This window comes from Hyalangium minutum, assembly GCF_000737315.1.
GTDB classification, from domain to species: Bacteria; Myxococcota; Myxococcia; order Myxococcales; family Myxococcaceae; genus Hyalangium; species Hyalangium minutum.
In genome coordinates this window covers 326595-340282 of the sequence record NZ_JMCB01000007.1, presented here as the reverse complement: position 1 = coordinate 340282, position 13688 = coordinate 326595, and the positions used below count along the sequence as shown (strand labels likewise).

Annotated in this window: 9 protein-coding genes; 3 read left to right on the top strand and 6 right to left on the bottom strand. The window is 67.7% G+C overall.

The window, feature by feature from the left end; translation table 11 throughout:
• Position 1: 1 nt before the first annotated feature.
• The 5 genes from apaG to DB31_RS21050 all read right to left on the bottom strand — a co-directional run bounded on the left by apaG (position 2) and on the right by DB31_RS21050 (position 7924).
• Positions 2–385: a Co2+/Mg2+ efflux protein ApaG gene (gene apaG, locus DB31_RS21070; RefSeq protein ID WP_044190709.1), complete on the bottom strand. Its 384-nt coding sequence runs from the start codon at positions 383–385 to the stop codon at positions 2–4.
• Positions 386–463: 78 nt separating this feature from the next.
• Positions 464–1453, bottom strand: coding sequence for a TerC family protein (locus DB31_RS21065; RefSeq protein ID WP_044190706.1), 990 nt, complete (start codon positions 1451–1453; stop codon positions 464–466).
• A gap of 92 nt (positions 1454–1545) precedes the next feature.
• Entirely contained in the window at positions 1546–3696 is a 2151-nt protein-coding gene (gene glgX, locus DB31_RS21060; protein ID WP_044190704.1) for a glycogen debranching protein GlgX, read from the bottom strand.
• The gene (treY, locus tag DB31_RS21055; RefSeq protein WP_205628543.1) at positions 3693–6794 is read right to left on the bottom strand and encodes a malto-oligosyltrehalose synthase; all 3102 of its coding nucleotides are present in this window, start codon (positions 6792–6794) and stop codon (positions 3693–3695) included. Before treY ends, glgX begins: the two co-directional genes overlap by 4 nt.
• A gap of 167 nt (positions 6795–6961) precedes the next feature.
• Positions 6962–7924: a hypothetical protein gene (locus tag DB31_RS21050; protein WP_044190702.1), complete on the bottom strand. Its 963-nt coding sequence runs from the start codon at positions 7922–7924 to the stop codon at positions 6962–6964.
• A 251-nt stretch (positions 7925–8175) separates the two neighbouring features.
• Between DB31_RS21050 and DB31_RS21045 the strand changes: the two genes are divergently transcribed.
• Positions 8176–11292: an ATP-binding protein gene (locus tag DB31_RS21045; RefSeq protein ID WP_083968535.1), complete on the top strand. Its 3117-nt coding sequence runs from the start codon at positions 8176–8178 to the stop codon at positions 11290–11292.
• Between the two features lie 82 nt (positions 11293–11374).
• Here the strand turns inward: DB31_RS21045 and DB31_RS21040 are convergent, their stop codons facing one another.
• On the bottom strand, positions 11375–11698 hold the full coding sequence (locus tag DB31_RS21040) for an SWIB/MDM2 domain-containing protein (protein ID WP_044190700.1): 324 nt from the start codon (positions 11696–11698) through the stop codon (positions 11375–11377).
• A 253-nt stretch (positions 11699–11951) separates the two neighbouring features.
• On the opposite strand from DB31_RS21040, the gene DB31_RS21035 reads away from it, so the two are divergent.
• Both DB31_RS21035 and DB31_RS21030 read left to right on the top strand, forming a co-directional pair.
• A complete protein-coding gene (locus tag DB31_RS21035) occupies positions 11952–12929 on the top strand; it encodes an NAD-dependent epimerase/dehydratase family protein (RefSeq protein WP_044190698.1) in 978 nt (325 codons plus the stop codon).
• 86 nt (positions 12930–13015) lie between these two features.
• Positions 13016–13684 carry an HAD family hydrolase gene (locus DB31_RS21030; RefSeq protein WP_044190696.1) on the top strand — a complete coding sequence of 223 codons (669 nt, stop codon included), beginning with the start codon at positions 13016–13018 and terminating at the stop codon, positions 13682–13684.
• The last annotated feature ends 4 nt before the right edge of the window (positions 13685–13688 follow it).

Genomic DNA, 13688 nt, shown 5'->3' with positions numbered 1-13688 from the left:
CTCAGTGCAGGGCGTTGGGCAGGGTGAGAGCGAACTCGGAGATCCGGGCGTCGAACTGCTGCCCGTTGGACCGCACCATCTGGTAGCTGCCGCGCATGGAGCCAAAGGGCGTGCGGAGCATGGCCCAGCTCGTGTACTCGAAGCGCTCTCCGGGCGCGAGCCTCGGCTGCTTGCCCACCACGCCTTCGCCTTTGACTTCCTCCACCCGCCCGTTGGCGTCGGTGATGACCCAGTGCCGGCTGCGCAGGGTGGCCGGCTGGGAGCCCGTGTTGGCGATCTCCACCGTGTACGTGAATGCGTAGTGGCCGGACTCCGGAGCACTGCGCTCCGGCCAGAAGGCCGGCTTCACGGTGATGCGGATGCCCTCGGTGGTCGTCGTGGACATGTGCACCACAATTGGCCGGGAAGCCCCGGGATGCAAGCAAAACGCCAGCGGAAGGCGCAGCTCCTGCCTCCGTGCGGCTTACGTCTTGGCGCTCTCGCGGTCCTGGCCCGGCTTGGAGGCCTTGGCGGCGCCTGCCTCCTCGGGCTCCGGGGGCTTGGGCCAGATGAGCGAGGCGACGATGCTGGCCACGAGGATGCCGGCGATGATCCCCAGCGACAGTCCGATGTGGATGTGGATGTCGAAGTAGGTGATCAACATCTTCACGCCGACGAAGCCGAGGATGACGCCCAGACCCACCTTGATCAGGTGGAACTTGGCCATGAGGCTGGCCACCACGAAGAACAGCGAGCGCAGGCCCAGGATGGCGCACACGTTGGAGGTGTAGATGATGAACGCGTCCTGGCTGATGCCGAGCACCGCGGGGATGGAATCCAGGGCGAACAGCAGGTCCGTGGCCTCCACCACCAGCAGCACGAGGAACAGGGGCGTCACCTTCAGCCGCCCTTCCTCCCTGGCGAAGAAGTGGCTGCCATCGCCTTGGGGCGCCACCGGCAGCACCCGCCGGGCGAGGCGCACCACCAGCCCCTTCTCCGGGTCCGCGGCATCATCATCCTCCTTGGAGAGCAGCATCTTCCCCGCGGTGAAAACGAGGAAGGCGCCGAACAGGTAGATGAGCCAGTTGAACTCACGCACCAACGCCGTGCCCGCGATGATGAGCACGGCGCGCATGATGAAGGCGCCGATGATGCCCCAGAAGAGCACCCGGTGCTGGTGCTCGGGGGCGACCCGGAAGTAGCCGAACACCATCAGGAAGACGAAGAGGTTGTCGACGGACAGCGAGTACTCGACGACGTAGGCGGTGAGCCACTGGAGTGCGGGCTCTCGGCCCGAGAAGCGCCACACCCCGGCACAGAACAGGAGGCTGATGGCGATCCACACGCCCGTCCACACGCCCGCTTCCTTGGGCGACACCACATGTTCTTTGCGGTGGAACAGCCCCAAATCGATGGCGAGCATCGCCATCACGAAGAGGTTGAAGCCCACCCAGAGCGCGACTTGCGTGTTCACAGATTTTCCCGGATCGACACGGAGCGGCACGCACCCTAACCGGCCGGGTGGCACTCCGTCGACACCTGCCTACCGCTTCTGTGGGCTGGCCGCTACAAGTCCGTGGCTGGGCGGCGCAGTACCACCATGGAGCGCCCCGCCACCTGGACCTTCCCGCCTGCGGGGGTATGGACGTGGGAACAGTCCTCGGACGTGGTGGTGTCCACCACCAGCTCCCAGTCGGCACCCCACTCGATGGCGGGCAGAGCGAACGCCATGGGCTCGTGGTGGGCGTTCATCAGCACCAGCAGGGTGTCGCCGACGATGCGCTCCCCCTGCTCATCCAGGGTGGGGATGGCATCGCCCCCGAGCAGGAAGCTCAGTGAGCGCACATAGGGCTTCTCCCAGTCGTCCTTGCGCATCTCCTTGCCATCGGGGCGGAACCAGGCGAGGTCCTTGAGCTCGCTGTCCCAGATGTGGGCGCCCCGGAAGAAGCGGCGCTTGCGGAGCACGGGCTGCTCGCGGCGCAGCTTGCTCATGCGCAAGGTGAAGTCCAGCAGGGAGCGCTGGCGGGCGCTCAGCTCCCAGTTCACCCAGGAGATGGGGCTGTCCTGGCAGTAGGCGTTGTTGTTGCCCTTCTGGGTGCGGCCGAACTCGTCGCCCGCCACGAGCATGGGCACCCCCTGGGAGACGAAGAGGGTGGCGATGAAGTTGCGCATCTGCTGGTCGCGCAGGGCGTTGATGACGGCATTGTCCGTCTCGCCCTCCACGCCGCAGTTCCACGAGTGGTTGTCGTTGGAGCCGTCGCGGTTGCCCTCGAGGTTCGCCTCGTTGTGCTTCTCGTTGTAGGTGACGAGATCGCTCAGGGTGAAGCCGTCGTGGGCGGTGATGAAGTTGACGCTGGCGGTGGGCCCGCGCCCGGACAGCGCGTACAGGTCCGACGAGCCGGTGAGCCGGTAACCAATCTCGGCGGCCTGCCGGTCATCGCCCTTCCAGTAGCGGCGGATGGTGTCGCGGTACTTGCCGTTCCACTCGCTCCAGAGCACGGGGAAGTTGCCCACCTGGTAGCCAAAGTCGCCCACGTCCCAGGGCTCGGAGATGAGCTTCACCTGGCTGAGCACGGGGTCGCCGTGGACCATCTGGAAGAAGGCGGCGCGGGGATCATACCCGTGCCTGTCGCGGCCCAGGGTGGTGGCCAGGTCGAAGCGGAACCCGTCCACGTGCATGACTTCGACCCAGTAGCGCAGCGAGTCCACCACGAGCTTGAGCGCGTACGGGTGGGTGGCGTTCCACGAGTTCCCGCAGCCGGTGAAGTCCAGGTAGAAGCGCGGCTCCTTCTCGTTGAGCCGGTAGTAGGCGCTGTTGTCCAGGCCCTTGAAGGAGAGCGTGGGCCCGTGGTGGTTGCCCTCGCAGGTGTGGTTGTAGACGACGTCGAGGATGACTTCGATGCCGGCGCGGTGGAGCGCCTGGACCATGTGCTTGAACTCGTTGACCTGGCCGCCGAGGGAGCCGGAGCTGCTGAAGCGCGCGTCCGGGGCGAAGTAGCCCAGGGTGTTGTAGCCCCAGTAGTTGGTGAGGCCCTTCTTGGCGAGGAAGGACTCGTCCACGGCGGCGTGGATGGGCAGCAGCTCCACGGCGGTGACGCCCAGCTTCTGGAGGTACTCGGTGACGGCCGGATGGGCCAGGCCCGCGTAGGTGCCGCGCTGGTGCTCGGGCACGGCGGGGTGGAGCTGAGTGAAGCCCTTCACGTGCAGCTCGTACAGCAGCGAGCGGTTCAGCGGCGTGGCAGGCCGGCGGTCTCCCTCCCAGTCGAAGTCATCGGTGAGCACCACGGCCTTGGGCACACCCGCGGCGCTGTCCCGCGTGTCCAGCGTGAGGTCGGCGTCCTTGTCGGTCTCGGCCTCGCCCTTGTAGGCGTGGATGGGCGCGGACAGCTCCATGCGGCCGTGCAGGGCGCGGGCGTACGGATCCACCAGCAGCTTGTGCGAGTTGAAGCGCAGGCCGCGCCGAGGCTCGTAGGGGCCATGGGCGCGCAGGCCGTAGAGGGTGCCCGGCTTGAGGCCGGGAACGTAGGCGTGGTGGACCTGGTAGGTGGTCTCCACCAGGGGAATGCGGCGGATCTCTCGGGAGGGCATGTCCGGGTCGAAGAGACAGACTTCGATCTTCCGGGCGTGTTCGCTGAAGACCGCGAAGTTGATGCCCTCTCCGTCGTACGTGGCGCCCAGGGGAAACGGCTTCCCTGGTAGCACCTCCGCCCTCCTCATCCCTTGCTCCTCTCCAAGAGGACGACCGGGAACGCCGCGAGGAGCGGTGAGAGGGGCAGCACCACGCCACCCGTCGCCCCGCGCTCTGGCCGCACCTCGCGTCCGGTGAAGACGTCCCGGAACATCATGCCTCCATACGCCTCCGGAAGCGCCACGAAAGTGCCTTCATAGGCGCGAGCCAGGCCCCCCTCCCCTTCCAGGGCGGCCAGGGTGAAGCGAGGCACCACGGCGAGGACCCGTGAGTCCTCGTGCTTGCGGGCAAAGGCCAGGGCGGCCCGGGCGCGAGGCCCCTCCAGCTCCAGCTCGTGGTAGCCGCCGGCGCGGAAGAGGGCCATGTGGCGCTGACGCAGACGCAGGCCCTGGGTGAGGGTGTAGAGCTTGATGCGCCCGTCGTCCGGGTTCGCCATGAGCCGCGCGCACAGGCCCGCGGCATCCTCGGCGGCCTCGCGCTCCAGGGCCTCGAGCAGCTGGGAGCGGAGCGTGAAGTCCACGGGGCGCCGGTTGTCAGGGTCCACGAGGGACAAATCCCACAGCTCGCACCCCTGATAGGTGTCCACGACGCCGGGCGAGGCGAGCTTGAGGAGGAGCTGCCCCAGGGAGTTGATCTGCCCCGCGGGCTCGATGCGCCGCTTGAACTGGCGCACGTCCTCGAGGAAGGCGCCGTTCTTGGCCGGATCGAAGCAGGCGTCCACGAAGCGGGCCACGGCGGTGTCGTAGTCGGCGTCCGGGTTGGTCCACGAGGTGCGGACCTTGGCCTCCTTGATGGCCTTGGCCATGTACTCGCGCACGCGGCGCTGGAAGTCCTGGAGCTCTGGGCCGGAGAGCGGCTCGCCGCCCATGGGCCAGGCGCCGATGAGGGTCTGGTAGAAGAGGTACTCGTCGTTGCGCGAGGGCGCGGGGCCGCTGGGCAGCTTCGCGACGTGAGCGGCGTTGAGCTGGCTCCAGTGCTCGGCGCGGCGGCCCCACTCCTCGGGCAGCTCGGTGAGCACGTGGATGCGGGCGCGCACGTCCTCGCTGCGCTTGGTGTCGTGGGTACTGGTGGTGAGCAGACTTGCGGGCCAGTTCTCGGCGCGCTCACGGTTGCGCTGGTGGAAGTCCACCACGCGGGTGCCGAAGTGCTCCGGCTCACCACCCACCTCGTTGAGCGAGACGAGCCGGTTGTAGATGTAGAAGGAAGTGTCCTCCAGGCCCTTGGCCATCACCGGGCCGGTCACCTGCTGGAGCTTCATGGCGAAGCGCAGCATGGCGGCGCGCTCGCGCTCGTTGAGGTGATCCGGGTAGCGCCGCAGGAGGATGTCCCGGAGGAAGTCGTAGATGCTGACGTTGGTGGTGGCGTTGCGCTCCTTGGCGCGGGCGATGGTCCACTCGATGTACTGCACGTCCCGCGCATCGAGCTCGGGGCGCCAGCCGTCTACATAGGTGCGGTAGACGGGGAACAGCGCGATGAACTCCACCAAGGTGCGGCGCAGGCTGTTGAGGGTGAAGTCGCGCGTGCGCCGGTGCATCTCGGAGATGCGGTTCAGCTCATAGGCGAGCATGTTGATCTCGCTCGCCATGGCCGTGCGCATGATGAGGAGCTTCTTCTGGTAGACGAGATCCTCGAAGTTCGGCGACTCACCGATGAAGCGGTGGTAGATGTCCGTGAGCTGCTTCTCGGCGTCTGGCTGGACGAAGACGCCGCCCACGAAGTTGGCGAAGCGGTAGCCAGTGGTGCCGTGCACGGCCCAGGCTTCGGGCATTCGCTCGCGGCCACCTTGGATCTTCTCCACCACGACGAAGAGGGCCTTGCGCAGTGGGGAGCTCAAGTCCTCCGCCACCTCGCTCCGCCAGCGCTCCACGAGCCGCTGCTCCACGGTGGACCAGCGCGCGTCGCTCTCGCCGTGCTCTTCGATGAAGCGCGCACGGGCCTGCACCAGGAAGAAGCGCTCCTGGAGCCTCAGGAAGTAGGCGGTCGGGTCAAAGAGCCCGTCCGGATGATCGATGCGCAGGCCGGTGATATCGCCCCGGCTCAGCCAGTCGAAGATGCGGGCGTGGGCCTCTTCGAAGACGTCAGGGTCCTCTACACGGATGGCGGCCAGACCGTTGATGTCGAAGAAGCGGCGGTAGTTGATCTCCTCGCCGGCGACGCGCCAGTGGGCGAGCCGGTAGCTGCACTCGGCGAGCAGCTCATCCAACGTGTCGAACGAGCGCGGGTTGCCGGGGGCGCCGTTGCAGGCCTCCACGCGGGCGGTCACGAAGGTGGCGATCTCTGGGCTGGCATCCACCACCGCGGCGAGGCGCCGCTTGATGACCTCCTTCTCGCGGTTGCGCTCGATGACCTTGGAGCGCTCCGTCTCGGTGCGAGTGGGCAGGTGCTCGATGGCGGTGAGGATGGACTGCAGCTCGATGAGGTGCGGATTCGTCGCACCGAGCCGCGTCTCGAGCTCTTCGAACCCTGGGCGCAGCACGCGGGCGTACTGCCGGGGTGCCAGGGGTAGCAGGTGATCGTAATAGTGGATGAAGAAAGCACCGGAGCGGTAGCCGAGCTTGAGCTCACCATTCTCCAGGACGATGCCGTACTGATCTCCGAGGATGGGCAGGAGCACCTTGTCGCGCAGCTCCGCCTTCACAGGGGCCCAGTCGATGTCGAAGTACTTCGCGTAGACGGAGGCCGGGCCGTTCTCCAGCACGTCGAACCACAGGGCATTGAAGCGTTCGATGCCCATGTGGTTGGGGACGACGTCGAGCACGTGTCCCATGCCCTGCTCGCGGAGCGCGTGGCAGAGAGCAGCGTGGTCCTCGGCGGAGCCCACCTCGGGGTTGAGCTGCTGGTGGTCGACGCAGTCATACCCGTGGGTGCTGCCGGGGGACGCCTTCAAGTAGGGCGACGCGTAGAAGTCGCTCACTCCGAGGCGGGCCAGATACGGCACCACGGCCTGGGCCTCCTGGAAGGTGAAGCCCTTGTGGAGCTGAATGCGATACGTGGACAGCGGCGTGGCGCGAGCGCGCGCGAGCAGGTCCTCGCGAATGCGAGCGAACAGCTTGTCCGCGATGGACACACCACCCTCTGCCTTCGCCGTAGCGCCGGCACTCCCCTCTTCCAACCCTTGGAGCAGCATACCGGCAGAGAGGTAGGAACTCCCGGCGGCGTTGGCCAGTGCGCAAACGCCGGTTCGCCCTGTATCCAACGCTCGACCCGCCCAAAAACAAAGGGCCCGCCGTGTGACGGCGGACCCTCGGTGCGGCGTGGCCCAGGGGGCTCACGCGCCGCGCTTCACGGCGTCACTCACTCGCAGGCGCCGCAGTCGCTGAAGCAGCTGGTGGCCGTGTCGTTCAGGCCACAGCTCTCCGTGAACTGGCACACGCCGTCACCGCACGCGAACACGTCCTCCGAGCGGATGCGCGTGGTCAGCGGACGGTACTTCTGCCCGTTGTACCGGCACTCCGTGTAGAACAGACCCGACGGGTCCAGCATGCACAGCGTCTCGCAGCTCTCCTCCACGTGCACCATCGGGCTGCACGCGGACTCGGAGGCACCCTCCTGCGTCGTCAGACCGCAGGCGCGAGGCGAGCTCTCGCTCGCATCCAGGTAGTCCCGATCCACGCCCGCGAACACACCCTCGCCGGTGAACAGGTTGCCGAAGAAGCACGCCTCACGACGCGGAAAGCTCTCCAGCTCCTCCTGGCTGTAAGCGATAGGCTGCCGCTCCGCCTTCAGGCCCAGCACCGACAGAGGCACGTGCATCCCGTACTTGTTCACATGCGCCGCCAGGCACGCCGACACCAGCTGCTGCTCCTCCACCGAGAAGTCGTGGCCGCGCACCCAGCCCGGCGCCAGCCCCAGCGAGCCCTCCCACGTGTAAGCCGTGCCCGTCTCAAGCTCCCGGTACGTGCGCGTCTCGCCCGCAGGCAGCGCGCACTGGACCATGTACTTCATCAGCATGTTGTTGAGCGCCACGTCGCGGCTGAACCACGAGGCGAAGGCAGAGCTCGACAGCCCGTTCACCGTCAGCCCGTTCACCGTCAGGCCATTGACGGTCAGCCCGTTCACCGTCAGCCCGTTCACCGTCAGCCCGTTCACCGTCAGGCCATTGGACTCCGTCAGCTCCTGCTTCGCAGTGGAGGGGGTCACCATGGACTCACCAGACTCCTCCATCCGCCCACACGCAACGCTGCCCATCAGCAGCGCCGCCACCACCACCCATCCACCCATCCTGCTGAGACGCTCTCGTTTCGCGAGGTTTTCCATGGTCTTCTCTCCAAACCGGGGTTGTAGGTCCTGTCCAACCGATGCGCGAAAACAACCACGGGGGTCTGACACACAGGCTTCTTTGCAGAACATGTGCCGTCGCGAAAACCTGAGGAAAACCCTTTGAAAACCCGACAGCGTAGGCGCGGCGACGGCCTCAAACGCTGCGGAACTCGAAAAACTGACGCGGGAGGGTGGGTCTTCTCCAACCTCCACGCGCCGGCCCTCCCTCTCTGAGTCCCTTCGCCCGCATGTCCGCGAGCAACCCGCCCCCTCCTGGTGATGCCTCGGGGAAAACCCACCCCGGAGGTTCTCCGTCCGCTCCCACGGGCACGGTGGCGATCGTCTTCACGGATGTGCAGAGCTCTACCCAGCTGTGGGAGCAGTGTGGCGAGGCCATGCAGGCCGCGCTGGATATGCACAACACGGTGCTGCGCGCCCTGCTGGCCACCACCTGGGGATACGAGGTGAAGACCCAGGGGGACTCCTTCATGGTGGTCTTCCCCACGGTGCCGGAGGCCGTGCGCTGGTGTCTGGATGCGCAGGAGGCGCTGCTACAGGCCTCGTGGCCCGCGGAAGTGCTGGCCCATCCCCAGGGCGCCGAGGAGCGCGGGCCCCAGGGGCGGCCCCTGCACCGAGGGCTGCGCGTCCGCATGGGAATCCACGTCGGCGAGGCCGAGTGCCGCGTGGATGAGCGCACGGGCCGAGCGGACTACCTGGGCCGGACGGTGAACGTGGCGGCGCGTGTCACGTCGGCGGGTCATGGCGGACAGATCCTTCTAAGTGGGGCAGCCTGGACCCAGGTGGCCGACCAATGGGAAGCGGTAGGACAGCCGGCCGTCAGGACCCTGGGTGAATTTCGCCTCAAGGGTCTGGATGAACCCGTCACCCTGATCGAGCTGCTTCCGGCCGCTCTGGCGGACCGGCGTTTCCGCCCGCTGCGCGCCCTGGAGGCCCGGCGCGGCAACCTCCCCTCTGTCACCAGTGCCCTCGTGGGCCGCGAGGAAGAGCTGGCGCTGCTGGCGAAGCGATTCCAGGAAGGCGCGCGGCTCATCACCATCCTCGGCCCTGGGGGGATGGGGAAAACGCGCCTGGCCACCCACTTCGGCAGCACCCAGCTCAGCTCTCCGCAGCTCTGGGAGGGGGGTGCGTGGCTGTGCGTGCTGACCGAGGCCACCACCGCGGGAGACATCTGCCATGTGGTCGGCCAGGCGCTCGAGGTGGACCTGATCCATGGGGGCCAAGAGGGAGATGCCGCCGAGCAGATCGGCCGCGCGCTGGCGGGCCGGGGCCAGGTGCTCCTCATCCTCGACAACATGGAGCACCTGATGCGCCATGTGTCCGCCACCCTGGGACGGTGGATGACGCTGGCGCCCCACGCGCGCTTCCTCGTCACCTCTCGCGAGGAGATGCGGCTGCCGGGAGAGTGGGTGCTGGATCTGGCTCCCCTGGGGCTGCCCGCCGAGGACGAGACGTCCCTGGAGGCCATCTCCCGCTCGGAGGCCGTGCGCCTCTTCGTGCAGCGCGCCCAGGGCGCTCAGGGCAACTACGTGCTGACGGCCGAGGATGCGCCTCTGGTGTCCGAGATCGTCCGCCGCCTGGATGGGATTGCCCTGGCCATCGAGCTGGCCGCCGCGCGCACCCACGTGCTGGGCGTGGCTCAGATTCGCGAGCGGTTGGAGCGGCGCTTCGTGCTGCTGCGCGCGGGACGCCGGGATGCCTCGGCGCGGCAGGCCACGCTGCGCGGCGCCATCGACTGGAGCTGGAACCTCCTGGAGCCCGCCGAGCGCGAGGCCCTGGCCCAGTGCTCCGTGTTCCGCGGCGGCTTTACCCTCGAGGCCGCCGAGGCCGTGCTCGAACTTCCTCCAGACAGTCCGGACGTGCTGGACGTCATCCAATCGCTGCGCAGCAAGTCGCTGCTGCGCACCGCCCCCACGGATGATGTCGAGGGCGAGCGGCGCCTGAGCCTGTACGAGAGCGTGCGCGAGTACGCCTCGGAGCGGCTGGCCGAGCCGGGCGCCGAGGCCTCCGTGGTGGCCCGCCATGCCGCATTCTTCCTGGAACATGCCCGCGTGCTCACGCGGCTCCTGCACGGGAGCAGCGGTGTCGAGGCCCTGCGCCGGCTCGCGGTGGAGCGCGAGAACCTGCTGGCCGTGGTGGATCATGCCCTGGCCCAGCGCCCTCACACGCCCGAGTCCCTCGGCCGGGCCCTGGGCGGACTCATTGCGCTCGAGCCAGACGTGACGGCGCGCGGGCCCATGGATCTCACTCTCGAGCGGCTGGACCACGCATTGGATCTGGCCGCCAGTCTCCCCGTGGATGCGCTGCTGCGCGCCGAGGCGCTCGCGATGCGCGGCCGGACCCACTTGGAGCTGGGTCAGCTGGCCGCCGCGCGCAAGGCTCTCGAGGAGGCCCGGAAGGCCTTCCATGCCCTGGGCGCGGGCGCGCAAGAGAAGCGGGTGCTGGTAGGGCTCTCCATGGTGGCGCGCCACGAAGGTGACATGAACGCGGCGTGGGCCCTGGTGGTGGGAGCGCGAGCACTGCCCTCGGGTGGCGACAAGTGGCTGGAGGGCTATGCGGTGGGCAACCTCGGCCTCGTGGAGCTGTTCCGCAGCGGCGCCACGGCGGCCGTGCCTCACCTGCGCTCGGCGCTGGAGCTGTTCCGCGGGCTCGGAGACGCGCCCTTCGAAGTGGCCTTCCTCATCAACTACGCCTTCGCCATCGGTGAGCTCGGGAGGATGCGCGAGGCCGTGGCGCTCTTGAAGGAAGCCGTCACCAAGTCCACCCACGTGGGGGACCGCTTCAGCCAGGCCACCGCGCGGCTGAACATTGGATGCCTATTGCTGGAGGAGAACCGCGCCGTCGAGGCCGTGGAGCACCTGGAGGCAGCGGTGCCCATTGGGCGTCAGCTCGGCAGCCGATTGCTGGAGGCGTGCGCGCTGGGAGAGCTCGGCCGCGCCTGCCTGTGGCTGGATGACCCCGCGCAGGCTCAGACGTACTTGCGCGAGGCCATCGCCACCCTGTCCGAGGTCTCCCGCTGGCACATGCTGCGCTTCTCCGCGCACCTCGCCGCGGTGTACGCCGCGCTCGGCCAGCTCCCCGCCGCCTCCGAGAGCTTCCTCGCACTCGAGGCCGCGCCCGAGCTGCGCGAGGACCCCGTGCTCATCGAGCTGGTGTCCCTGCTGCGCGCCACGGTGGATCTCGCGGTGGCGCGCACCGGAGCGCCGTCCGCCCAGGTGGAGCAGTTCCTCGCCTCGGCGCGGCAGCGGCTGGAGCGCGCCCGGAAGGCTCCTCCGGCGGCGGCCTCCTCGGACCTGCGCAGCTCCTTGCGTCTGCTGGAGCACTGGCTGCAGCAGCAGCCTCACTGACGCGGAAAAAACAGAGGGCCCGCCGAATCTCGGCGAGCCCTGTGTGCGACGCGCGCCCCAGAGGGCTGCGTGCGATCGACGGCTACTTCAGGTGCTTGAAGGCCGCAGCGACCTCGGTCATCTTGATCTGCTTCTTGTTGCCGTAGACCTTCTTCAGGTTGTCATCCAGGTTGATGAGCTGACCCTGGTTCAGGCCATGCTTCTTGAAGTAGGTCCACAGGTTCTTGATCACCGCGGTGCGCGGGAGCGGCTTCTCGCCAATGACAGCAGCGAGCTCAGGCGACGGGGTGAACTCCTGCATGAACGCTGCGTTCGGCTTGCGCTTCGCACCAGCGGCCTTCTTCGCGGGAGCCTTCTTCGCAGCAGTAGCAGTGGTCTTCTTCGCAGCAGCCTTCTTCGCGGCCATTCTTGAGTCTCCTCCCCTCCGAAGGGGACGTGGATTACGGCGTTGGGAACCTAGAGCCGTGCGCGGCGTAGTAGCACGGCCCGAGCCGAAAAACAGCCCTTCCGTGCGACTTTCCCTCTGAAAACAGCGCCGTGATCGCTGTTTCACACTCGGAGGAGGGGGGGTGACGCGCCGTTTTCCCCTCGGGAGAAAGGCACTTCGGTCCGGGATTTCCCCTTGCCGGCTGTGCCGCTTTGGTCTTGAAGACGAGCCCATGAACGCCCTCATCACCGGTGCCAACGGCTTCCTGGGAGCCTGGCTCGCCAAGGCCCTTGTCGCTCGGAAAGACACCGTCGCGTGCCTGCTGCGCCCCACCAGCGATATCTCGGCGCTCGCGGGCCTGCCCTATACCCGCCTCGACGGAGACGTCACGGACTCGGCCTCGCTGGAGCGCGCCGTGGCCGGACGCGACGTGGTGTTCCACCTGGCGGGCATCCGCCGTGCCGCCACGCGCGACGAGTTCATGCGCGTCAACGCCGAGGGCACGCGCAATGTGTGCGAGGCCATGCTCAAGGCCGGAGGAAAAGCGCGCCTGGTGCTGTGCGGCTCGCTGGCCGCTTCGGGCCCCTCGTCCGCCGGCCGTCCCCACGTGGAGGAGGACCCCTTCCACCCCGCCGAGTGGTACGGCGAGAGCAAGGGCGAGGCCGAGCGCATCGCCCTCTCTTACAAGGATCGGCTGCCGGTGACAGTGGTGCGCCCGCCGCGCATCCTCGGGCCCGGCGACCACGAGAACCTCACCTTCTTCAAGCTGGTGAAGAAGGGCATCCGCCTGGAGATTGGCGGTGGTCCCCGCCCCCTCACCCTGGTGGATGTCGAGGACGTGGTGGACCTCATGCTGGTGCTCGCCGACCGCCCCGAGGCCCTGGGCGAGGCCTTCTTCGTCGCCGGCCCGCAGCACCTCACCATGGATGAGCTGCAGGACATTGGCGCCCGGGAGCTGGGCGTGAAGACGCGGACGGTCCACCTCCCACCCTGGGTGCTCAAGGGCCTGGCCTCGGCGGCGGACGTCGTCACCCAGGCCACCGGGCGCAAGCTGCCCCTGAACCGCAAGCTCGCGCGTCAGCTCCTGGCCCCCGCGTGGACGTGCTCCGGCGCCAAGGCCGAACGGCTGTTGGGCTTCCGTCCTCGAAGAGATGTCGTGGACTCCATCCGCCGCAGCGCCCGGTGGTACCAAGAGCAGGGCTGGTTGTGAGTTTCCCACCGAGGTTTACCAGCGAATTCCCACACTTCCGGCGTCGTTGACACACCCCTACAGGAGTGTCAGGAAGCGCCAGCCCCATGCCCCCCGCTAAAGCTGCCTTCTATGATGTCGACGGGACGCTCGTGAAGACGAACGTCGTCCACGTCTACGCCTACTACGCGATGAACCGTGGCTCGCTCCTGGGCATGGCCGGGCGCACGCTCGGCACCGCCGCGAGCCTCCCGCTGTTCGGAGCGTTGGATGTCGTCAACCGCAAGGTCTTCAACGAGTTCTTCTACCGCTACTACGCGGGACTCTCCGAAGACCGGCTCATCACCGTCGCCGAGGACATGTTCGAGGACGTGCTCAAGCCGGGCCTCTACGAACAGTCCAAGGACCTGATCGCCGAGGCCCGCCGTGCCGGGTGCCGCATTGTCCTGGTGACGGGCGCGCTGGACTTCACCATGCGCCCGCTCGCCCGGTACCTGGGCGCTGACGAGCTCATCGCCAACAAGATGCAGTTCGTGGGCGGCAAGGCCACCGGCAAGGTGATTCCCCCCATCATCGAGGGCGCCAACAAGGCCAACGCCATCCGCGACTACTGCGTGAAGGAAGGCCTGTCGCTGGCGCACTGCCACGGCTACTCGGACAGCGCCTCGGACTACGCCATGTTGGCCATTGTGGGCCGGCCCACCGCCGTCAACCCGGACATGCGCCTGCGCCAGCTCGCGCGCGCCTACAACTGGCCCATCCTCGATCTGAAGTAACCCA